Annotated in this window: 26 protein-coding genes and 2 tRNA genes; 11 read left to right on the top strand and 17 right to left on the bottom strand. The window is 62.6% G+C overall.

The genetic code is table 11. The annotated features are described in order from the left end of the window. Positions 1–99: 99 nt before the first annotated feature. Complete coding sequence (locus ACQUSY_RS11950; protein ID WP_428904694.1) at positions 100–1,818, bottom strand: long-chain-fatty-acid--CoA ligase; 1,719 nt, start codon at positions 1,816–1,818, stop codon at positions 100–102. 57 nt (positions 1,819–1,875) lie between these two features. Between ACQUSY_RS11950 and gatC the strand changes: the two genes are divergently transcribed. The 6 genes from gatC (at position 1,876) to ACQUSY_RS11920 (ending at position 7,483) form a co-directional block, all read left to right on the top strand. Next, complete coding sequence (gene gatC / locus ACQUSY_RS11945; protein WP_428904693.1) at positions 1,876–2,175, top strand: Asp-tRNA(Asn)/Glu-tRNA(Gln) amidotransferase subunit GatC; 300 nt, start codon at positions 1,876–1,878, stop codon at positions 2,173–2,175. Next, positions 2,172–3,689 carry an Asp-tRNA(Asn)/Glu-tRNA(Gln) amidotransferase subunit GatA gene (gene gatA, locus ACQUSY_RS11940; protein WP_428904692.1) on the top strand — a complete coding sequence of 506 codons (1,518 nt, stop codon included), beginning with the start codon at positions 2,172–2,174 and terminating at the stop codon, positions 3,687–3,689. Before gatC ends, gatA begins: the two co-directional genes overlap by 4 nt. Beyond that, positions 3,689–5,206, top strand: a complete 1,518-nt coding sequence (gene gatB / locus ACQUSY_RS11935; RefSeq protein WP_428904691.1) for an Asp-tRNA(Asn)/Glu-tRNA(Gln) amidotransferase subunit GatB — start codon at positions 3,689–3,691, stop codon at positions 5,204–5,206. Before gatA ends, gatB begins: the two co-directional genes overlap by 1 nt. 83 nt (positions 5,207–5,289) lie before the next feature. Then, positions 5,290–6,546: a DNA polymerase IV gene (gene dinB / locus ACQUSY_RS11930; protein ID WP_428904690.1), complete on the top strand. Its 1,257-nt coding sequence runs from the start codon at positions 5,290–5,292 to the stop codon at positions 6,544–6,546. A gap of 51 nt (positions 6,547–6,597) precedes the next feature. Next, positions 6,598–6,918 carry a hypothetical protein gene (locus ACQUSY_RS11925; RefSeq protein WP_147824546.1) on the top strand — a complete coding sequence of 107 codons (321 nt, stop codon included), beginning with the start codon at positions 6,598–6,600 and terminating at the stop codon, positions 6,916–6,918. Continuing rightward, a complete protein-coding gene (locus ACQUSY_RS11920) occupies positions 6,902–7,483 on the top strand; it encodes a nucleoside/nucleotide kinase family protein (RefSeq protein WP_428904689.1) in 582 nt (193 codons plus the stop codon). The genes ACQUSY_RS11925 and ACQUSY_RS11920 overlap by 17 nt, the downstream gene beginning before the upstream one ends. On the opposite strand, the gene ACQUSY_RS11915 is transcribed toward ACQUSY_RS11920, so the two are convergent. The 16 genes from ACQUSY_RS11915 to ACQUSY_RS11840 all read right to left on the bottom strand — a co-directional run bounded on the left by ACQUSY_RS11915 (position 7,480) and on the right by ACQUSY_RS11840 (position 17,307). Continuing rightward, complete coding sequence (locus tag ACQUSY_RS11915) at positions 7,480–7,941, bottom strand: DUF2017 family protein (protein ID WP_428904688.1); 462 nt, start codon at positions 7,939–7,941, stop codon at positions 7,480–7,482. The genes ACQUSY_RS11920 and ACQUSY_RS11915 overlap by 4 nt on opposite strands. Beyond that, positions 7,938–8,231, bottom strand: a complete 294-nt coding sequence (gene clpS / locus ACQUSY_RS11910) for an ATP-dependent Clp protease adapter ClpS (RefSeq protein ID WP_428904687.1) — start codon at positions 8,229–8,231, stop codon at positions 7,938–7,940. The genes ACQUSY_RS11915 and clpS overlap by 4 nt, the downstream gene beginning before the upstream one ends. Beyond that, positions 8,231–8,578, bottom strand: coding sequence for a metallopeptidase family protein (locus ACQUSY_RS11905; RefSeq protein ID WP_428904686.1), 348 nt, complete (start codon positions 8,576–8,578; stop codon positions 8,231–8,233). Before ACQUSY_RS11905 ends, clpS begins: the two co-directional genes overlap by 1 nt. Positions 8,579–8,634: 56 nt before the next feature. After that, positions 8,635–9,261, bottom strand: a complete 627-nt coding sequence (locus ACQUSY_RS11900) for a LysE family translocator (protein ID WP_428904685.1) — start codon at positions 9,259–9,261, stop codon at positions 8,635–8,637. A 233-nt stretch (positions 9,262–9,494) separates the two neighbouring features. Further along, complete coding sequence (locus tag ACQUSY_RS11895; protein ID WP_428904684.1) at positions 9,495–9,959, bottom strand: hypothetical protein; 465 nt, start codon at positions 9,957–9,959, stop codon at positions 9,495–9,497. Between the two features lie 89 nt (positions 9,960–10,048). Beyond that, positions 10,049–10,522, bottom strand: coding sequence for an HAD family hydrolase (locus ACQUSY_RS11890; RefSeq protein WP_428904683.1), 474 nt, complete (start codon positions 10,520–10,522; stop codon positions 10,049–10,051). Between the two features lie 5 nt (positions 10,523–10,527). Further along, entirely contained in the window at positions 10,528–11,256 is a 729-nt protein-coding gene (locus tag ACQUSY_RS11885) for a Crp/Fnr family transcriptional regulator (protein ID WP_428904682.1), read from the bottom strand. A gap of 58 nt (positions 11,257–11,314) precedes the next feature. Continuing rightward, positions 11,315–11,983, bottom strand: coding sequence for a class I SAM-dependent methyltransferase (locus ACQUSY_RS11880; protein WP_428904681.1), 669 nt, complete (start codon positions 11,981–11,983; stop codon positions 11,315–11,317). Next, a complete protein-coding gene (locus ACQUSY_RS11875) occupies positions 11,980–12,885 on the bottom strand; it encodes an NADP-dependent oxidoreductase (RefSeq protein ID WP_428904680.1) in 906 nt (301 codons plus the stop codon). Before ACQUSY_RS11875 ends, ACQUSY_RS11880 begins: the two co-directional genes overlap by 4 nt. A gap of 35 nt (positions 12,886–12,920) precedes the next feature. Then, complete coding sequence (locus ACQUSY_RS11870) at positions 12,921–13,352, bottom strand: cupin domain-containing protein (protein ID WP_428904679.1); 432 nt, start codon at positions 13,350–13,352, stop codon at positions 12,921–12,923. Positions 13,353–13,367: 15 nt separating this feature from the next. Beyond that, entirely contained in the window at positions 13,368–15,407 is a 2,040-nt protein-coding gene (locus ACQUSY_RS11865) for a heavy metal translocating P-type ATPase (RefSeq protein ID WP_428904678.1), read from the bottom strand. A gap of 51 nt (positions 15,408–15,458) precedes the next feature. Further along, the gene (locus ACQUSY_RS11860) at positions 15,459–15,695 is read right to left on the bottom strand and encodes a heavy-metal-associated domain-containing protein (protein WP_017791819.1); all 237 of its coding nucleotides are present in this window, start codon (positions 15,693–15,695) and stop codon (positions 15,459–15,461) included. 416 nt (positions 15,696–16,111) lie between these two features. Further along, positions 16,112–16,187, bottom strand: a tRNA-His gene (locus ACQUSY_RS11855). Positions 16,188–16,226: 39 nt separating this feature from the next. Continuing rightward, entirely contained in the window at positions 16,227–16,850 is a 624-nt protein-coding gene (gene orn / locus ACQUSY_RS11850; RefSeq protein WP_428904677.1) for an oligoribonuclease, read from the bottom strand. 112 nt (positions 16,851–16,962) lie between these two features. After that, a tRNA-Arg gene (locus tag ACQUSY_RS11845) sits at positions 16,963–17,035 on the bottom strand. A 20-nt stretch (positions 17,036–17,055) separates the two neighbouring features. Continuing rightward, positions 17,056–17,307 (bottom strand): DNA mismatch repair protein, encoded by a 252-nt coding sequence (locus ACQUSY_RS11840; protein WP_147824535.1) that lies wholly within the window; start codon positions 17,305–17,307, stop codon positions 17,056–17,058. Between the two features lie 124 nt (positions 17,308–17,431). On the opposite strand from ACQUSY_RS11840, the gene msrA reads away from it, so the two are divergent. The 5 genes from msrA (at position 17,432) to ACQUSY_RS11815 (ending at position 21,413) form a co-directional block, all read left to right on the top strand. Further along, positions 17,432–17,956, top strand: coding sequence for a peptide-methionine (S)-S-oxide reductase MsrA (gene msrA, locus ACQUSY_RS11835; RefSeq protein WP_147824534.1), 525 nt, complete (start codon positions 17,432–17,434; stop codon positions 17,954–17,956). Positions 17,957–18,103: 147 nt separating this feature from the next. Continuing rightward, positions 18,104–18,550, top strand: coding sequence for a single-stranded DNA-binding protein (gene ssb, locus ACQUSY_RS11830; protein WP_428904676.1), 447 nt, complete (start codon positions 18,104–18,106; stop codon positions 18,548–18,550). A gap of 87 nt (positions 18,551–18,637) precedes the next feature. After that, on the top strand, positions 18,638–19,159 hold the full coding sequence (locus ACQUSY_RS11825) for a DUF6993 domain-containing protein (protein ID WP_147824532.1): 522 nt from the start codon (positions 18,638–18,640) through the stop codon (positions 19,157–19,159). Between the two features lie 105 nt (positions 19,160–19,264). After that, positions 19,265–20,944: an energy-dependent translational throttle protein EttA gene (ettA, locus tag ACQUSY_RS11820; protein ID WP_428904675.1), complete on the top strand. Its 1,680-nt coding sequence runs from the start codon at positions 19,265–19,267 to the stop codon at positions 20,942–20,944. Then, complete coding sequence (locus tag ACQUSY_RS11815) at positions 20,937–21,413, top strand: acyl-CoA thioesterase (RefSeq protein ID WP_428904674.1); 477 nt, start codon at positions 20,937–20,939, stop codon at positions 21,411–21,413. Before ettA ends, ACQUSY_RS11815 begins: the two co-directional genes overlap by 8 nt. The last annotated feature ends 24 nt before the right edge of the window (positions 21,414–21,437 follow it).

The following is a 21,437-nucleotide window of genomic DNA, read 5'->3' as shown; positions in this document are numbered from 1 at the left end:
GGGTGGAGCACGTCGAGGTCTTTCGGGATGGTGAGCGTGAAGAACTTCCATCCTCCGGGAGACCTCGACCCCTACCCAGCCAGCGACGCGCTCAACCCACTACACCCTCGTTCGTGAAGAGCCGCTTTGTTGCTCCAGGATCGTCTGCTTGACCTGGCGGCGGAGCACCTTGCCGATCATTGACTTCGGCAGCTCGTCGACGACGAAGAACTGACGCGGCACCTTGTAGGGCGTGAGAATCGTGCGGCCGAAGTCGCGCAGGGCGTCAGCGTCGAGCGACGCACCCGGCTCGAGCACGATCGCCGCGACAACCTCTTCACCCGAGTGCGAACTCGGCAGGCCAATAACAGCGATGTCTGCGACGCTGGCGTGCTGGCGCAACACGTTCTCGACCTCGGTCGGTGCGACGTTGAAGCCACCGGTGATGATGAGCTCCTTGATGCGGTCAACCACGGTTACGAAGCCGTCTTCGTCCATGCGCACGATGTCGCCGGTGCGGAACCAGCCGTCAACAAACACGGCTTCGGTTTCTTCTGGCTTGCCGTAGTAGCCGCTGAACACCTGGGGGCCGCGCACGATGAGCTCGCCCTCGGCGCCCGCCGGCACGTCGACCGTCGGGTTCTCCGGGTCAACAATGCGTACTTCGGTGCCGGGCAGCGGTAGGCCGATGGTTCCGGTCTTGCGGTTCTCGGCGACCGGGTTCACCATGAGCACGGGGGAGCACTCGCTCAAGCCGTAGCCTTCGCACAGGTACCCGCCCGAGGCCTGCTCAAATGGTTCCACCAGCTCCACGCTCAACGGCATCGCGCCGGAGACGCCGATCTTGATGCCTTCAAGCGAGGTTCCGGTTTCCTTGGCGCGTGCAAGAAGTCGTTCGGCGATGGGCGGAACCAGGGGGAAGACGGTCGCGGGCCGCTTCTTCACGACTTCGAGCACCATGTCGGCGTCGAACTTCGGGAAGAGCACGAGGCGGGCGCCCATCGACATCGCGAACGTCACGCACAGCGTGAGACCGTATGCGTGGAACATCGGGAGCACGGCGTAGAAGACGCAGCCTTCGCCGCGCGATACCGAGGGGGTCCAGGACTGCGCCTGCATCGCGTTCGCAATCATGTTGCGGTGCGTGAGGGCCGCGCCCTTCGGCGTGCCGGTCGTGCCCGACGTGTACTGAATGATCGCGAGATCGTTCGTCTGCGGGCGCACCCAAATCGACGGCAAGCGACCGGCGGACGTGACCTTCTCCCACGTGACCGTGTTGGCAACGGGGGAGTAAAGCGCCTCGCGCGACTCGCGGGCCTTGGAGATCGGGAGTCGCAACAGGATGCGCGTCGTGATCGGCATCGACTTCGTGATGTCGACCGAGATCAGGTTGGTGACGGCGATGTCATCCGGGAACTCTTGTACCGAGGAGACGACCTTGTTCCAGACGATCGCCGTCTTCGCGCCGTGGTCTTCGAACTGCTTGCGCAGCTCGCGCGGCGTGTAGAGCGGGTTGTGCTCAACAACGACAGCGCCGAGGCGGAGCACCGCGTAGAACGCGACGATGTGCTCGGGGCAGTTCGGCAGAATGAGGGCCACCGGGTCGCCAGCGCTCACACCGAGAGCGCGCAAACCTTCGGCTGCGCGCTCAATCTCTTCAAGCATTTCGGCGTAGGTGATGGTCTTGCCGAAGAACTCCAGCGCTGGAGCATTCGGGTACTGCTGAGCGGAACGCTCGACAACATCAAACAGGGAGCCCGTAACGTCACCGAGGTCTTCGGGAACGCCAGCTGCGTAGCTCTTGGTCCATGGGCGTGGAGGGTTAAACGTCTCTGTCACAGAAATAGCCTAAACGCCGAGACGGGCGAGACGCTCCAAACGAACTAGACTGTCGAGGTGTCTGAAATCACTCCCGATCTTGTCCGCCACCTCGGCGTGCTCGCCCGGATCCAGCTGACCGACGAAGAAGTAGAGCGCCTCACCGGCCAGCTCGATGTCATCGTTGACAACATTGCGAAGGTGTCGGAGGTTGCTACCCCCGACGTCGCCGCAACGAGTCACCCGATTCCGCTCGAGAACGTCTTCCGCCCCGATGTGCCGCAGGCGCCGCTGACGCAGGAGCAAACCCTGCAGAATGCCCCTGAAGCCGAAGACGGTCGTTTCGTCGTGACCGCAATCCTGGGAGAAGAACAGTGAGTGATCTGATTCGCCTGACCGCGGCAGATCTCGCCACGAAGCTCGCCGCTGGCGAAGTTTCGGCTGTCGAGGCTACCCGCGCACACCTGGACCGCATCGCCGCCGTTGATGGCGACGTGCACGCATTTCTGCACGTCAACGAGAACGCCGAGGCGATCGCCGCTGACATCGACCGCCGTCGTGCCGCCGGCGAGCAGCTCCACGAGCTGGCCGGCGTGCCGCTCGCGGTGAAGGACGTGCTCGTCACGACCGACATGCCGTCGACCTCCGGATCCAAGATCCTCGAGGGCTACATGTCGCCCTATGACGCCACGGTTGTCTCGCGTGCTCGCGCCGCGGGCCTCGTTGCCATCGGTAAGACCAACATGGACGAATTCGCCATGGGATCGTCGACCGAGCACTCGGCATACGGACCGACGCGGAACCCGTGGGACTTGGAGCGCATTCCTGGCGGTTCCGGTGGTGGCTCCGCTGCTGCCGTCGCAGCCTTCGAAGCGCCCCTCGCTCTTGGTTCCGACACCGGTGGTTCCATTCGCCAGCCCGCCCACGTCACCGGAACCGTCGGCCTCAAGCCGACCTACGGTGGTGTCAGCCGCTACGGCGCAATCGCCCTGGCATCGAGCCTGGACCAGATCGGCCCGGTCACGCGTACCGTGCTCGACTCGGCCCTGCTGCACGATGTCATTGGTGGCCACGACGTCAACGACTCGACGTCGCTCACGACGCAGTGGCCGTCGTTTGCTGCTGCCGCTCGCGAAGGTGCAACCGGACAGGTTCTCAAGGGCCTCAAGGTTGGCGTGATCAAGGAGCTTCCGGACAGCGGCTTCCAGGCCGGTGTTTCGCAGTCGTTCCGCGAGTCGCTCGCACTCATGGAGGCACACGGTGCCGAGATCGTTGAGATCAGTGCCCCGCACTTTGAGTACGGCGTTGCCGCCTACTATCTGATTCTTCCGGCAGAGGCATCGAGCAACCTGGCCAAGTTCGACTCGGTTCGCTTCGGCATGCGTGTGACCCCTGAGGGCGGCGCCACCGTTGAGAACGTGATGGCTGCGACCCGTGCCGCTGGCTTCGGCGACGAGGTCAAGCGCCGCATCATCCTCGGCACCTACGCGCTGAGCTCGGGCTACTACGACGCCTACTACGGTTCGGCCCAGAAAGTGCGCACGCTCATTCAGCAGGACTTCGACGCGGCGTTCAGCCAGGTCGACATCATTGCGACGCCGACGGCACCGACCACCGCATTCAAGTTCGGTGAGAAGGTCGGCGACCCGATTCAGATGTATCTGAACGACGTCGCGACGATTCCCGCGAACCTTGCTGGCGTTCCCGGCATGACACTGCCGAGCGGCCTGGCGTCTGACGACGGCCTGCCCGTTGGTATCCAGTTTGTGGCGCCGGCGTTTGAAGACGCCCGCCTGTACCGCGTCGGCGCAGCGCTAGAAGCCCTGCTCGTCGACCAGTGGGGTGGCCCGCTGCTTGACCGCGCACCCGAGCTGAACGGAGGCGCACGCTGATGGATGCTGAAGCGCTGATGGACTACAACAAGGCTCTCGAGCTGTACGAACCGGTTCTCGGTTTTGAGGTTCACGTCGAGCTCAACACCGCGACGAAGATGTTCTCGTCGGCACCGAACCCGGCACACGAGGCTAACCACGACGCTGCACCCAACACGCTGGTTGCGCCCGTCGACATGGGCCTGCCGGGCGCACTGCCCGTCGTGAACGCCGAGGCTGTCGTCTCGTCGATCAAGCTGGGCCTCGCGCTCGGTTGCTCGATTGCCGAGTCGTCGAGCTTTGCTCGCAAGAACTACTTCTACCCTGACCTCGGCAAGAACTACCAGATCTCGCAGTTCGATGAGCCCATCGCTTTCGAGGGTTCGGTTCAGGTTGAGCTGAGCGACGGCACGCTGGTCGACATTCCGATCGAGCGCGCGCACATGGAAGAAGACGCCGGCAAGCTCACGCACGTCGGTGGTTCCACGGGCCGCATTCAGGGTGCCGACCACTCGCTGGTTGACTACAACCGTGCCGGTGTGCCGCTCGTCGAGATCGTCACGAAGCCGATCTTCGGTGCTGAGCACCAGGCTCCGGAGCTTGCGAAGGCCTACGTCGCGACGATTCGCGACATCGTGCTCTCGCTCGGCATCTCGGAGGCCCGTCTCGAGCGCGGAAACCTGCGCTGCGACGCCAACGTTTCACTGCGCCCCCGCGGCCAGGAGAAGCTCGGCACCCGCACCGAGACGAAGAACGTCAACTCGATGCGCTCGGTAGAGCGTGCGGTTCGCTACGAAATCCAGCGTCAGGCTGCGATTCTTGCCGCTGGCGGAACCATCATCCAGGAGACGCGTCACTGGCACGAAGACACGGGGGAGACCTCGCCCGGTCGCCCGAAGTCGGACGCTGACGACTACCGTTACTTCCCGGAGCCCGACCTGGTTCCGGTTGCTCCGTCGCGTGAGCAGGTCGAAGAGCTGCGCGCCGCGCTGCCGGAGGCTCCGGTTGCTCGTCGTCGCCGCCTGAAGTCGGAGTGGGGCTTCACTGACCTTGAGTTCCAGGACGTCGCCAACGGTGGCATCGTGGTGGAGGTTGAAGCCACGATCGCTGCGGGCGCTTCGCCCGCCGCTGCCCGCAAGTGGTGGACGGGTGAGATCGCTCGTCTCGCCAACGCTCAGGGGCGCGAGATCGCAGACATCGTGACGCCCGCGAACGTGGCCGCCCTCCAGGCGCTCATTGACGCTGGCACGCTCACCGACAAGCTGGCTCGCCAGGTGCTCGAAGGCGTTATCGCCGGCGAAGGCACCCCGCAGGAGGTTGTCGATGCTCGTGGTCTTGCCGTTGTTTCTGACGACGGCGCGCTGATCGCGGCCATCGATGAGGCACTCGCCTCGCAGCCAGACGTTCTCGCGAAGATCCGCGATGGCAAGGTTCAGGCAGCTGGCGCGGTCATCGGTGCCGTCATGAAGGCGATGAAGGGCCAGGCCGACGCCGCGCGTGTGCGCGAGCTCGTGCTGGAGCGCGCCGCACAGGCGTAAACCTTTTCAGCAAGTGGGGCGTCCTGGTGGCGCCCCACTTGCCGTTTGTAGGCAATGTCGGTGGCAGAGCGGAGAATGGAACCATGGGCAGAGGAGACGGATCAAACCGGGTCTTTTCACTCCCGGGTGACGACGATGCCGGAACCTCGATTCTGCACGTAGACATGGATGCGTTTTACGCGTCGGTTGCGGTGCTCGACGACCCGTCGCTTGGCGGCAAGCCCATCATCATCGGGGCTCCCGAGGGGCGATCGGTCGTCTCGAGCGCGTCGTACGAAGCACGCCGCTTCGGGGTGCGCGCCGCGATGCCGATGGGGCAGGCCATTCGCCTGTGCCCACAAGGAATCATCGTCAACCCCTCGTTTCACCGCTATATCGAAGTGTCGAAGCAGGTGATGGAGATCTTCCAACGGTTCACTCCGCTGGTCGAGCCGCTGTCAATTGACGAGGCTTTTCTTGATGTCTCGGGTGCGCGGCGCCTGTGGGGTAGCCCGGGGGAGATCGCGACGCTCATTCGCGAAACCGTTGAGCGCGAGGTCGGCATCACATGCAGCGTTGGTGTTGCCGCGACGAAACACGTTGCGAAAATGGCGTCTACCCTCTGCAAGCCCAACGGCATGCTGTTCGTGCCCGAAGCACAGACGCTGGGCTTTTTGGGTCCGAGGTCGGTGAGGCAAATGTGGGGCGTCGGGCCGAAGGCTTCTGAAGCCTTGGAGAACCGTGGCATCCGCACCATTGCCGACGTGCGTGCGACGCCGCAGGCTGCCTTGAACCGCGTGCTCGGGCCCGCAATGGGTGCTCGCGTGCGGGAGCTCGCTCACGGCGTTGACGAGCGCATTGTGGTGACAGAGCACGCCGAAAAGAGCATCGGTCACGAAGAGACGTTTGAGCACGACGTCGCCGACCCCGAGCGCCTTCGCAGTGAACTGTTGCGCCTTGCTGACCGCGTCGGCATTCGGCTGCGCAAAGCGGGCGTTGAGTCACGCACTATTGCGATCAAGGTGCGCTTCAACGACTTCACGACGCTGAGCCGTTCGCAGACGCTGCCCGAACCCACCGATGTCGGCATGCGCATTGCCGACGCTGCGCGCGACCTATTCGCGACACTTGATCTCATCGCCCCGGTACGACTCATCGGTGTACGCGCTGAGAAGCTGCAACCCAAGGGTGGCTCAGCACTCGCGCTCTGGGACGACGATGAAGACTGGCGCCGCGTCGACGATGCGCTCGACGACGCTGCCGAACGGTTTGGTTCTGGTGCCGTCACGCGTGCCGCGTTTATCGGCCGCACCGATCGCTATGCGGCTCCGCGCGCTCCCAAGCTGGACGACCACGGGTAGTCCGCCGTATCGAGCCTGTTCTATCGTGCCCGAGCGCGCTACGGTTAGGGTATGCCTAACATCGCACTCGAACTCGGCAAGCTGTCCTCCTCCATCGGCGCGAAGAGCGTCTATGGCGAGCAACAAGACCTCGACGGCGTGAAGATCATTCCGGTCGCGCTGACCTGGCACGGCTTCGGCGGCGGATCAGACGAAGAAGGCGCGGCGGGTGGCGGCGGCGGTGGCGCGGCCATTCCGGTTGGCGCATATGTTCGCACCGGTGACTCGATTCGCTTTGAGCCCAACATCATTTCGCTGCTGGCCGTCGCGGTCCCGTTCGTATGCGTAGCTGGTCGCGCACTTGCGCGCATCATTCGTGCCCTCAAAAAGTAACGACGCCGTCGAAGCCGCGCTGAGCCGCGCCGTCGACGATATTCAGGCGCTCGTGCACGCATCGGGTGCGTTTGCACCGGTCGTGCTCATCGACGGTCGCTCCGGTGCCGGCAAGACGTCGCTCAGTAGACGCCTTGCGGCCGATGAGGGTGACGCGTACGTGCTTGCCCTCGACAGCGTGTATCCCGGGTGGGACGGACTCCGCGCTGGCGCCGACCAGGTGATCGACAACGTGCTGACACCGCGCGTACGTGGTGCCGAGGGCTCCTGGAACGGGTGGAACTGGCAATTGGACGTTCCAGAAACCGCCAGCCACGTGGTTCCGCTTCACGGCACGCTCATTGTTGAGGGCGCCGGCATTGTCACGGCCGCGTCAGCCGTGTTGGCTGACGTGCGCGTGTGGGTGGAGGCTGCCGATGCCGATCGCAAACGCCGGGCGCTCACGCGCGACGGCGACACCTACGCGCCGCACTGGGAACGCTGGGCGCGCCAAGAAGACCAACACATCGCCGCGAACGATCCGCGCAGTCTCGCGGATATCGTCGTAGTCGTGCCAACCGACTAAGCCTCGGTCGCCTCAACGAGCGTTTCGAGGCGGTACGCCAGCCAATCGTAGAGCGCGTAGTGCGGATGATCGTGGTCGTGATGGTCGTTCTGCCCGATGCCGAGACGCGTTGCCATCACGAGGCGTAGCGACGCGAGCGTGCGCATCCACGCGAGGACGCTCGCATCGTCGAGCACGACAGTGATGGTTCCGTCCGTCTCGTCGTGAGCGGAACCAGCGGCTGCGTTGAGAGCGCCCAGCATCGTGGAGGCGTCTTCGCTTCGCTGCGTCAGCAGATCGGTTCGCGTCAGTCGTCGAAACTCAGCCGAGGCTTCGTCATTGTCGCGGTACGCGGCGGGGGAGAGCCGGTCGATCGCGGGGTCGTGATCGTCGGCGTCTTCATAGAGATCGAGAAGCTGAGCGACGAGTTCGGTGAGTACGTGAACTTCGCCGTCGACGAGAGTGAGCGTCGTCGTCACGTGGCAGCCTGATCGACGGTGGCCCAGAGCCCGTAACCGTGCATGGCCTGCACGTGCAGTTCCATTTGCTCGCGGGCACCGGTCGCGACGATCGCGCGACCCTCGTTGTGAACGGCGAGCATGAGTTCTTCGGCCTTCTCGTGAGTGAAGCCGAAGTAGTCGCGGAAGACGCGCGAAACGTACGACATGAGGTTGACCGGGTCGTCCCACACGATGGTTTGCCACGACTTTGCGGGGTCGACGGTGACCTCGTGGTCGAGGTCGATGTCGGGCATTGCGAGGGTAGTCATTAAGCCCAGCCTAGTTCGTGCAGGCGCGCGTCATCGATGCCGTAGAAGTGGGCAATCTCGTGAACGAGCGTGGTGTGCACCTCGTCGCGCAGTTCGTCTTCGGTCTCGCACGCGAGCAGGTGCGCCATGCGGTACACGATGATGCGGTCGGGGAGATCGCCCATACCGTAGCGATCGCGTTCGGTGAGGGCGAGGCCGTCGTAGAGGCCGAGCAGGTCGGTGGAGCCGTCTTCGCTGTAGTCCTCCACGACGAAGATGACGTTGTCGAGGCCCGCGATCATCTCTTCGGGGAGTAGGTCGAGCTCATCCGAGACGAGTTCGTCGAACGCTTCTGCGCTCATCTCCATATCGTTTCCGTTCTTCCGCTCGCTAGCCAGTATGTCAGCGGCCCCGGTGTCGTCGGTCAGTGAGCGATCGCGAGGAGGGCAGCGACGGCGATGAAAAGGGAACCAAAAATGCGGTTGAGGAGGCGCTGACCCCTAGCCGTGGCGGTGAGGCGTCGGAACGGGCGGGCTGCGACCGCGAAGAAGAACCACATCACGAGGATGTCGACGACGATGACGGTCGCGATGAGGATGAGGTACTGGGGGAGCGGATCTTGATCGAGACGAATGAACTGCGGCACAAACGCCAGGAAGAAAACGATCGCTTTAGGGTTGAGGATATTGACCCAGAAGCCGCGTCGCAGCATTGACCAGCCGCTTTCGCGGCTGCGCGCTGTTTCCGCACCCTCTTCTGTGTCTTGAACGCGGGCGAAGATGAGTCGCAAACCGAGATAGACCAGATATGCGGCACCCGCGTAGCGGACAATTTCGAAGAGCACGGGGTTGCCCGCGATGAAGACGCCGACGCCAGCCGCCACGATGATGACATGCACCACGAGGGCGAGCTGCTGGCCAACGATGCCCCAGAACGAGCGGCGCCAGCCTTCGTTGATGGCATTCGTCATCGTGTTCACGGCACCCGCACCAGGCGTCAGACTAATGACGACAGTGGCGAAAAGGAGCGTGACCCACAGCGTCCACGTCATTGGCGGCCTTGCAATCTCTTGAGCGGGTAATCATCCGGGCCAGCCGTGCATTGCGGGGCCTGATTCGGAGGTGCTCATCGCCGTCGATCGGCCGTTATGAGACTGCTCAAATATATCGCAGAGCGGAACCGCCCAAATGTCGGGAGCTGGCTACGCCAGATCGCCGGGATACCGGCGCAGGAACTCTTCGAACGTGTCACACTGTGCGCGCAAGTGCACCGCCGCCAGGTCGATCAGGTAGGCCAGATTGCCGGGTTCACCGTTGTCTGCCGCGGAAACCATGACGTACTATCATCTTGAGAGCCGAGCGCTTCGCGCCCCACGACTTTGCCGCGGGCAACGAAGTAATCCTGGGCTTCTGCGAATAACCGTTCCCTGGCATGAACGTGCTCGACGCCGCTCGCCGCGTCGAAGGTATAGCCGTTAACCGACATGCTCACCGCGGCATACACACCCGAGGCAGGTGCAGGCTCGTCGAAGAGTTGAACTTCATTCCAGACAACATCGATGGCGCCGTCGGACTGATACGTCGAGAACGATGCGCGCGCGAGGGGGAAAACCCAGTCATTGTGTTCGATTTCGGTGAGTTCCGGAACCTCCGCAGGCTCCAGCCAATACGCTCCGTCATCCTCGTGGAGTCCGGGAAATCGCTTCACGATGCGCAGAACGTCGGCCTCGCTTCCGAACACACCGACCAAAGACCGGTGCTTTGGGGAGTGCTGCACGGATAGGTGACAGTTCTAGTCACGCCGCCAGTGCGACGGCACTCGACCTCCTCTGCAACCCGTCAGACTTTGACCGAACCTTTTCGACCGGCGCACGGCAAAGTAGCGCCTGGTACTCGACCCGCGAATGCTGGGGCTCGGTTCAACAGTTGGTCGAGTTCTCGGCTCGCGCGGCGAGCGGCGAGGTCTTCGAGTGCTTCCCCTCCGGTGAGCATCAACGCGATGATGAGCCCCGCGACATATTCCTGTACGGCGAGTGTCGCGATCATGGCGATGACCGCAAGAATGTCGAGCCCCCAATGCCCGCGCATCAGATCTTTGAACATGTCGATCGCGGTGATCACGATCACGATACCGAGCACCAAGTATGCGGTGACCCCGAGAGCCATCTCTGCGCTGGTCAACCAGAGCATAACCCCGGTCGCCAAACCGACGAGCACGAACATCATGAGCTTGCGGGTGCGAAGAAATTCCCCCGTTGATGACATTGCGTGTGACGCTTCCGAGGTACGTGGGGCGATGGTCTGGGCTGGCACGGTTCTCAGTCTCTCTTCGAGAGGGTTGAGAGCGCGGTGAGCGCGGTCACATCAGTGATCGTGATCCGCCCCTGTTCCTGTTGTGAGATCACCCCGGTGTCGGTGAGTTTGCGAAGTTGCCGACTGAGGGACTCTGGTGTCGTGGACAGGAGCGAAGCGGTGTCCTTCTTTGCGAGCGGCAGCGTCACGTAGATAGCTCCTCGCGGCCCTGGCGTCGCAGGGAGCGAGAGCAGGTAATCGGCGAGACGAGAGCTCACGTTTCCCAAGATGACAGAAGTCAGCCGCGCCTCAGTATCATCCAAGCGTTGACTCACTCCTTGCAGCATGCGCAGCCCGATGCTCGGATGCTTCTCGACGAGACGCCCGAGATCGGCATGACGGAACACGCACAGTTCGGTATGCACGAGCGCTTCTGCTGCGTGATCGGGTCTCGTGCCGGTGAGAAACGCGGATTCTCCGATGAAGTCGCCCGGACCGAGGACCCGGATCACCTGCTCGTGCCCAGCCGCACTTGTACGAGCGATCTTCACCTGACCGGTGTGCACCACCATCAACTGCGACAAATCCGAGCCTGCTGTATACGCCCGCTCGACAGCGTCTAATCGGACGGTACGTGCAAATCCCGCAACTTCCACTTGCTGCGCATATGTGAGCCCTTGAAACAGTGGTACACGCGCCACGCAGAGATCATTTGCTGGATCAGCATCCACATCGGTTGAAACAGCCAACGGCATCCTTCCCTTCCGTTCCCTTCCCTTCTAGTATGGCGACTCGTGGCACAACACACGCGCTTCAGCTGAAGCCAGGGGTGGCGCGTGCAGTGATGTACGCGTGTGGCGTCCGCGGGTTCGAGCGCTGCCCGATCACCTCGAACCCGGCGTGGGTGAGGGCTTCGACCATTTTGTTCATCGGCCACCGGTATGCGGCGGCGATCGGATGGTCGAATGCCTCCCGCCGCGGCCCCGCGAAAAAGGACATCAGCAGCGATCCGCCGTCACCCAGCCGAGTGCGCAGTATTGCGAGCGCGTGTAGGAGCTCTTCTGAGCTCATGTGAATGGTCGAATACCAGTCGAGGATTCCGCCCCAGCGGGTCTCGCAACGGGCGAGATCTTCGATGGAATCGTGATGGAACACGACCGCGGGATGTCTGGTACGGGCTATTGTGATGAGGCGATCCGATGGTTCGAGCCCTTCCACCGTGTGTCCGAGGCGTGCGAGGTGACCGGTCCAACGCCCGGTACCCGCGCCGACATCGAGAATGGGGCCATCGACTGCCGCGGCCCACGGCTCGATGACCGCACGGTCAGGGTCATCCGGTGAGATCTCGGCGCCGAGAATGCCCTCGATATCAACCTCAGGCGACCCGTATGCATCGGCCACCCGGTTTGTTGAGGCCACAGGATCAGACGTCCGTGCTGCTGTGAATACGGCGTCCGTCGGTGCCTCAGGCCGCTGGGTCATGGTTCGATGATCACTTTGCCGGCAGTGTGCCCAGCCTCCACCATGGCGACGGCCTCCGCAGCCCGATCGAGACTGTACCGGTCCGTCACCTGCGGGTCGACGAGACCGTACTGGGCGACGCCGGTGACCTTCTCGAGCCCTTCACGCGTGCGCACCACCGCTACGCCACCGAGTTGCTGCACGGTGGTTGGGTCTGCGGTACTGATGATGACGCTCGGGTTTTTGGCGACGACCGCGAGATCACGAAGCGCCTGCCCACCGACCAGGTCGATGAGCACATCAACGCCCTCCGGCGCGATGGCACGCACCCGGTCAGCCGCACCCTCCCCGGAGGCAACGAACGTCGCACCGGTCGACTCCACCAGTTCCTGCTTCGCTGCACTGGCCACACCGATGACCGTGAACTTGTGCACATTGCCGATCTGCGCCGCCATCAGCCCGACCCCACCTCCGGCGCCAAGAATCAGCATTGTCTGACCAGGTTCCAGCTCGATCTGATGCGTCACGTCATACGCAGTCGCCCCTGCGACAGGCAGTGCTGCAGCGTCAGCAAAGGAAAGCTCTTCGGGCTTCTGGACGGTTTGTGCCGCATCCAACACCGTGTGCTTCGCGAACGTTCCCTGTCCTTTGGCCGCGAGGCCGAGCACCATGTCACCGACAGCGAAGTTCTCGACCTCGGCGCCTACGGCGGTGACGACACCGGAGGCCTCTCGGCCCATCGGTGCGGGAAGCGGCCAGTGGGAGCCCATCTGCCCCGCACGGATCTTCCAGTCAGCAGGGTTCACCCCGGCCGCTTTCACTTCGATCGCGAGCTCTCCAGGCCCAGGCACCGGAGCGGGGCGTTCAACGAGTTCCTGCGTCTCGGGGCCGCCATAGGCGGCGAAGACCAGCGCTTTCGACATTATTGACTTCTCCTCGTTCTCCAGGTGAGTGACACTTACGTGGTTGCCTGTGGTGGAGCGTCTTCACCCGAAGCCTCTGCCGCATCAGCGAGTTCCTTCGTGGCATACTCCGCGTCAATTGCGTGCTCCGGAGGTGAATAGACGGTGTAGAGCACCAAAGGCTCATCGCCAGTGTTGCGGAAGTTGTGGCGAGTACCGGCCGGGACAGCGCACAGGTCGCCAGCATCAACGGTGTGCGTCTCGCCGTCAAGGTCGGCCTCTCCGCTGCCCGACACAAAACTCAGCAACTGGTCGGTGCTGTCATGCACCTCGTCGCCGACCTCCCCGCCCACCGGAATCGTCATCGCAACGAGTTGGGAATGCTTTCCCGTCCAGAGCACCTGACGAAAATTCGTGTTTGCTTTCGCGACCTCGTCGATGACGAAGTGCTTCGCTTTCTCGCCGACGCTGAACTGGTTCTCACTCATGTGTGTGGTCCTTTCTTAAGATGGATGTTCGGATGAACTCTGGGCCGTGGCTGGTTCGACCGGGCGGCCTGTTTCATGTGCGGCTCCGGCGCGTTCACTCCTCGACAACGCAGTGGCTCCTTGGGTGTTGCGCAGTAGGCGCATCGCGTTGAGGATTACGAGGAGCACCGATCCCTCGTGCACGAGCATGCCGATAGCCATCGTGACACCCCCTGCGAAGACCCCGACGACCAGCACGACAACGGTGATGAGCGCGATCCAGATGTTCTGGCGCATGACGTTCACGGTGCGTTTGGCGAGGCTGATTGCTTCGGGCAGTTTCAAGAGGTTGTCGCCCATCAAGGCAATGTCTGCCGTCTCCACGGCCACCGCTGAGCCCGCTGCACCCATGGCAACACCAATGTCGGCGGTCGCGAGGGCCGGGGCGTCGTTCACGCCGTCGCCCACCATCGCGACCGTGTGCCCCTCGCGCTGCAACCGCGCGACAGCGTCGAGCTTGTCCTCGGGTAGCAACGAAGCATGGATCTCATCGATGCCGACCGCCTCACCGATGGCTTCGGCGACAAGGCGCGTATCTCCGGTGAGCATCACCACCTTCCGCACCCCGCCAGCGTGCAAGCGCCTGATCATCTCGGGGGCATCCTCGCGGATCGTATCTGCGACACCGATTACGCCAAGCACGCTCTCATCGACCGCGACAATCATCGGGGTCTTGCCTGCCGCCGCCAGTTTCTTCGCAGCCACAGCCGCCCCCGCGTCGTTCACGATCCCGTACTGTTCGAGCAGCGGCACGTTACCGATGAGTACCTGCTTGCCGTGAGCGTCGGCCACGATCCCCTTGCCCACGACCGGTGTGACCGATCCCGGAAGGCCCTCGGGGGCCACTCCTTCTTCTCGTGCGGTGTCGAGGATCGGGCGGGCAAGTGGGTGCTCAGACCCTGCTTCTGCGGCGGCTGCCCAGCGAAGCACCTCGCGCCGATCCGCTTCAGGATTGAGTACAACGATGTCGGTGAGTACGGGGCGGCCCTCGGTGAGAGTCCCCGTCTTATCGACTGCGACGGCCGAGATCTTGGCCGAGGTTTCGAGGTACTCGCCGCCCTTGATGAGAATCCCGTTGCGGGCCGAGCGGCCGATTCCCGCTACGATCGCCACGGGAATCGAGATGACGAGCGCGCCCGGGCAACCGATCACGAGCAACGTGAGGCCGAGCACTACGTCACCAGAGATGAGGCCCGCCGCAAGCGCGAGTACCATCACCGCGGGCGTGTACCACTTCGAGAATCGGTCGATGAATGCCTGCGTTTTCGCTTTCGCATCCTGCGCTTCTTCGACACGGTGAATGATGCGCGCGAGCGTAGTGTCGGCTCCGATGCCGGTCGCCATGACCTGTAGGAATCCGCCCCGCGAGATCGTGCCCGCAAACACGTGATCTGACTTCGTCTTTTCGACCGGGATCGACTCACCCGTGATCGATGCCTCGTCGATCGCTCCGGTGCCTGACACGACCTGCCCGTCGACGGGAACTTTCGCTCCGTTCTTTACGAGCACGATCTCGCCCATGCGCACCCGATGTGCGGCGATCTCGACCTGCTCACCGTCGCGCATCACGACTGCAACGTCGGGGGCCACCGCGACCAACTCAGCGAGCGCTGCACGGGTCTTGTTCATCGTGCCGGCTTCGAGTGCGTGACCGATCGCGAAGAGGAACGTCACGGCGGCAGCTTCCCAGAAGTTGCCGATGAGTGTCGCGCCGATCGCTGCAATCGATACGAGCAGGTCGATACTGATGAACTTTACGAGCAGTGCCCGGACGGCCTTCACGACGATTCCGTACCCCGCGACAATTGCTGCGGCGAGCATGAACGCGTTCGCAAGGGTAAACACATGACCAGAACCGTGGGCGTGTTCGCCAGCGTCGATCCACCATTGCGGACCGACCGTGACGTTCCAGACGCCACCGAAGAGCTTCTCGACGCCGAACGCCACGAGAATGAGGAGGCCCGAGACAACGGGAATGAACCAGTTGCCATACCGCCACTTGCGGAACGCGTTCACGAATGTGCCGCCTTTCGAATTGGTGAACTTAGTGCGTTAGGAGCCGTTTGGCTAGAACGCGGAGGCCTTCGACTTATAGCCGGCCTTATCGACAGCAGCAATGAGATCGTCGACGGAACTTCTTGTCTCATCGTGGTCGATCTCTACGCGACCCGAGGCGAAGTGCACCGTCACGTTCTCGACGCCATCGAGCTTGCCGACCTGCTTCTCGATCTTGGTCACGCACGACGGGCACGAGAAACCCTCGGCGCGCAGCAGAGTGTGGGTGGTGTCAGTAGCGTTCGCCATGATGAGTCCTTTCGCTTCACCCCGAAACGGGGGGCGACCAGGAGGTTCCTGGCCTTCACGACGCAGACTATCGTGTTGACAGAGCCTCAGCCTTGACGTAGATCAAGTCGTGCTCGGAGCTCCTCTCTGTGGCTCACCAGCTACTTGGGTGCTGTGAGTCGCTTCTTGGTTGATCTGCTGGGCGCCATGAAGGTCTACAAGACCGAACTGGTCCGTCAGCAAGGCGTTCTTCCTCCGGATCTTCATCGAGGAAGACGGGGATGTCCGCGTCGAGTACGAGCGCCCCTTCGGTTCACTCTGCGATACCGAGGAGCAGATGAACGCTCTGAACTGGGCCGCTGAAGCGAAGAAGAAGGGAGAGGCTCAAACCGGACAAAGAGTGGCTACTCTTGTCGAGGGTTTGAACCTCTCCCATTTGGGGTGAGTAACGGGGCTCGAACCCGCGACCTCCTGGACCACAACCAAGCGCTCTACCAACTGAGCTATACCCACCATGTGCTCCGAACGAGCGGAAGCAACCTGACTATTCTGTCATAGATTTTCAGCGAACTTTGCCACGACGGCGTCGGAAGCCTCGCGCGCCTCGACACTTGTCGGCCCTGGGTCAGAAACGAAGACTACGCGGCGGTAGTACGCGAGTTCGCGGATCGATTCGAGAATGTCAGCAAGTGCCCGGTGGCCGCCATCTTTTGCCGGCGCCTGGAAGTAAGCGCGCGGGTACCAGCGGCGTGAAAGCTCCTTGATGCTGGACACATCGACGTTTCGATAATGCAAAAAAGAATCTAGCTGCGGCATGTACTTTGCGAGGAACATGCGGTCGGTGCCGATCGTGTTGCCGGCGAGCGGTGCCTTCAGCTCCTGTGGCACGAACTGGCGAATGTACGCGAGAGCGCGCTCCTCAGCTTCAGCGACGCTGATGCCGTCGGGGATCTCGGTGATGAGGCCGCTCGTGGTGTGCATGTTCGTCACGAACTCGCCCATGTTCTCGAGCGCGGCATCGCTCGGCTTAATGACGAGCGAGAGCCCCGGGTCGAGAATGTTGAGCTCAAAGTCGGTCACGACGATGGCGATCTCGGCGAGCTCGTCAATGCTGAGGTCGAGCCCCGTCATTTCGCAGTCGATCCATACGAGGCGGTCGTTCTCGCTTGAACTCACCGTAGCTACCTTCAATCCGTAGGGGCGGCACACCTGCTGAGCCGCCGAAATGTCGGGCTCAAGCGGGTGTGCGGGTGTTCCGCATCGCCATACGTCGCTTGCGCTCGCTGAGCCCCCCAGACACGATTCGAACGTGTGACCGGCGGATTAGAAGGCCGCTGCTCTATCCACTGAGCTACTGAGGGATGTACCTCTAGCGTACCGGTCATCGTGAGTGGCGCAGGCAAAGCAGAGCCTCGTCGGGCGACCAGAATGCACCAACGCTGCGGAATGTGGCCGTCGGAGGGTGGAACCGCATCGCGTGATAGCGCACACCCAGAGATTCGGGCAGGGCCTGAATGTTGCCGAGTACGAAACTGCGGTGGTCGGTGACTCGCCACAGGCCAGCACCAACACCACGAATGATCTCATGGTGATGCACGGTGATTTCAAGCGGCTGAGTGATGAGAGCGTTCATGTCTTCCTCCTGATCTGAATGCACTGGCCTGCGCTTACTTTGAACTGTAGGGTTGGCCTCCGACATTGGCCCTGGTAGGCCAGAATCGGCGTAGCGTTAGAGAACGACAACGGAAGGGTTATTCGTGGAAACGTATGTTTTGGCTGGCGGTTGCTTTTGGTGCCTCGACGCCGCATATCGCGCGCTCAACGGCATCTCGGAGGTTGTCTCCGGGTATATCGGCGGAGACACCGTCAACCCGACCTACGAGCAGGTCTGCACGGGTGCCACCGGCCACGCTGAGGCCGTGGCGGTGACCTTTGATCCGGAGGTGATTCCTGGTTCCGTCATTCTCGATGCCTTCTTCACGATGCACGACCCGCGCCAGCTGAATCGCCAAGGCAACGACATCGGTACACAGTACCGCTCGGCCATGTTCCCCACGTCGCCTGAGCAGGAAGCCGTCTTCGACGAGGCGCGCAAGCGTGCCGCGGGTCTGTGGGACGGTGACGTCGTGACCACGATGGAAGAGGCCAGCACGTTCTACCGTGCCGAGGAGTACCACCAGGATTTCTTCACGAAGAACCCCACTCAGGGTTACTGCCTTGCCGTGGCCGTGCCCAAGGTCAATAAGGTGCGCGCCGGATTCAGCGAGTACATCAAGCGGTAATCCTCCACAGAGAACGTCTCCGTCGGGTTTATCCCCAACGGAGGCGTTTTCGGGTTTTCGATACCGCGCGGGGCGCACAGTGGGTGCTGATCCGGCGCTGTTTCGGGCACGTCGGCGCCGGATCTCCACCACTGACAAGGAGAAAACATGTCTGACAGCATTACCGTCATCGGCAACCTCGCTGAAGACCCCAACCTGAAGAGCACCGCATCGGGCATCGACGTCGTGAGTCTGCGCGTCGCGAGCGCCCAACGTTGGTTCGACAAAGCAAGCGAGAAGTGGGTTGAGGGTGAGCCCAACTGGTTTACGGTCGCCGCCTACCGGTCGCTGGCCCTTCATGCCGCCGGCTCCCTGCACAAGGGCGACCGCGTTATCGTGCACGGCAAGTTGCGGGTGCGGCACTGGAAAGACGGCGACCGCCGCGGTACCAATGTCGAGATTGATGCGGATGCGCTCGGTCCGGATCTGCGCTGGGGCACGAGTGCGTTCACACGGGAGGCCCGTACGGAGCAGGTTGATGTTCCTGACGCGCCGGCCGATGAGTCGTTTCCGGAGTCTGTTCCCGAGGAGAAATTGGAAGAAACGCCGTTCTGAGTGGCAATTGACGCAGAAACGTACGGAATCGGGCGCCAGGGGAGTGCCACCCAGCCAATCGATGGGCGCTGGCCCTAGACTCGGCGTGTGAACTCACTGGCGCTCCGATCCCGCACGTCTGTCGCACTCGCGTTTGTCGCGGCAACGACACTGCTGTTGGCGGCATGCACCGGAACCACGACGCCAGAGGCCACGACACCGTCGGCTAGTCGCACTCCCGACGTTGGAGCGCAGCAGCCGGTCGCGCCCCCGGTCGCGCCAACGGCCGATCCGGCGGCAACTTTTGTGCCGGGCGGCACGGCTGAAGAGAACCTCCCGATCTTCACCAAGGTGGTGGTCGATCAGTGGGCGGCTGGTAGCGGCGTGAACAGCACGGCATACATTGATGCCCTCGTCGCCACGGGGTTTGATCTTGCTGCGATGGAAACGACGTCCAGCACGACCACCCTCGGGAGCGACGTGGAGAGCCTGCAGTTCTCGGTGCTGATTCAAGGGTCATGCCTCGTCGGCCAGGTCGGTGCGTCCACCGGCGACCCGATTGCCGTGATCCTGCCGGAGCTGAAAGACGGCGGCTGCCTCGTTTCCGTGACGCCACAGCCAGGAACGTAGTAGTGCGCGCCGTCGAGCACCGCGCGCTCGGGCGCCAGCCGGTAGGCTAGAGGCAGACTTCGCCTCGCATTCGAGGCACCCCATCCCATTCAGAACGGGAGCCTCATGGCTGAATATATCTACTCGATGGTTCGCGCACGCAAGGCGGTGGGCGAGAAGCTCATCCTTGACGACGTCACAATGTCGTTCTTGCCCGGCGCCAAGATCGGTATGGTCGGTCCGAACGGTGCCGGTAAGTCGACGATCCTCAAGATCATGGCCGGCCTCGACACGCCCTCGAACGGTGAAGCAGTGCTCACCCCGGGCTACACGGTCGGCATCCTGATGCAGGAGCCCGAGCTCGACGAGACCAAGACTGTGCTCGAGAACATCGAAGACGGCGTTGCCATCAAGGGCAAGCTCAACCGCTTTAACGAGATCTCGGCACAGATGGCTGACCCTGACGCTGACTTCGACGCGTTGCTCGCTGAGATGGGCTCGCTGCAGGAAGAGATCGACGCGGCTGACAGCTGGGACATTGACTCCCAGCTTGAGCAGGCCATGGACGCACTGCGCACGCCGCCGTCGGACGCCGAGATCAAGCACCTCTCGGGTGGTGAGAAGCGCCGCGTCGCCCTCGCCAAGCTCCTGCTGCAGAAGCCTGACCTGCTGCTCCTCGACGAGCCCACGAACCACTTGGACGCCGAAAGCGTGCAGTGGCTCGAGCAGCACCTTCAGAAGTACCCCGGCGCCGTCATCGCCATTACGCACGACCGTTACTTCCTCGATCACGTTGCCGAGTGGATTGCCGAGGTCGACCGCGGCCGCCTGATCGGTTACGAAGGTAACTACTCGACGTACCTGGAGAAGAAGCGCGAGCGTCTCGATGTTCAGGGCAAGAAGGACGCAAAGCTAGCGAAGCGCCTCGCTGAAGAACTTGACTGGGTTCGCTCCAACGCCAAGGGCCGCCAAGCCAAGTCGAAGGCTCGTCTTGCGCGCTACGAAGAGATGGCAACCGAGGCTGAGCGCACTCGCAAGCTTGACTTCGAAGAAATCCAAATTCCTGCTGGCCCCCGCCTTGGTTCCATCGTCATCGAGGCGAAGAACCTGCAGAAGGGCTTCGACGGTCGCTCGCTCATCTCGAACCTGTCGTTCAGCCTGCCGCCGAACGGCATCGTCGGCATCATCGGCCCGAATGGTGTCGGCAAGACCACGCTGTTCAAGACGATCGTCGGCATCGAGCCGCTCGACGGCGGTGAACTGAAGATCGGTGAGACGGTCAAGCTCAGCTACGTTGACCAGTCGCGCGCCAACATCGACCCGAACAAGACGCTGTGGGAGGTCGTTTCTGACGGTCTCGACATCATCACCGTCGGCAAGACCGAAATTCCGTCCCGTGCATACGTGTCGAAGTTCGGATTCAAGGGACCAGACCAGCAGAAGAAGGCCGGCGTGCTCTCCGGTGGTGAGCGCAACCGCCTCAACCTCGCGCTGACGCTCAAGGAGGGCGGCAACGTCCTGCTCCTCGACGAACCGACAAACGACCTTGACGTCGAAACGCTGTCGAGCCTGGAAAACGCGCTCCTTGAGTTCCCCGGTTGCGCCGTGGTCATCACGCACGACCGCTGGTTCCTGGACCGCATCGCAACCCACATCCTCGCTTACGAGGGTACCGATGAGAAGCCGGACCAGTGGTACTGGTTCGAGGGTAACTTTGAGTCGTACGAAGAGAACAAGATCGCTCGTCTCGGCGCCGAAGCTGCGGCTCCGCACCGCTCGACGCACCGAAAGCTGACTCGTGACTGAGCGACTTCACATTCCCATCCATGCGCGGTGGGGAGATCTTGATGCCTACAACCACGTGAACAACGCGGCGATGCTCAAGCTCCTTGAAGAAGCGCGTGTGCGGGCATTCTGGGAGCCGCTTCCGGGCGAGGAGGCGCCTTCCACGGCTGTTCTCACGCCGGGGATCGACACCGGTCTGCTCACGCTGATCGCTCGCCAGGAGATCGAGTATCTGCTGCCGGTGCCGTATCAGCGTCGCCCGCTCGACGTGCAGATGTGGTTCGGCCATGTCGGTGGTTCAAGCCTTGAGGTCTGCTACGAAGTCTGGTCACCGCGTGACGACGAAGAGCAAGTGATGTACGCGAAGTCGACGGCGGTGATTGTGCTTGTCGATGCGGCAACGGGCAAGCCCATTCGGCTCACTGACGCCATGCGTGACGCCTGGATGCCGTTCCTGGGCGAGCCAATCGCCTACAAGCACCGCCGATAACCGGCAAAAAGAGGCGCTGTCGTT

This window comes from Microbacterium daqui (assembly GCF_050408675.1).
Taxonomy (GTDB): Bacteria; Actinomycetota; Actinomycetes; order Actinomycetales; family Microbacteriaceae; genus Microbacterium.
Note: the sequence above shows the minus strand (reverse complement) of the source record. Positions and strands in the feature narration are given on the sequence as shown.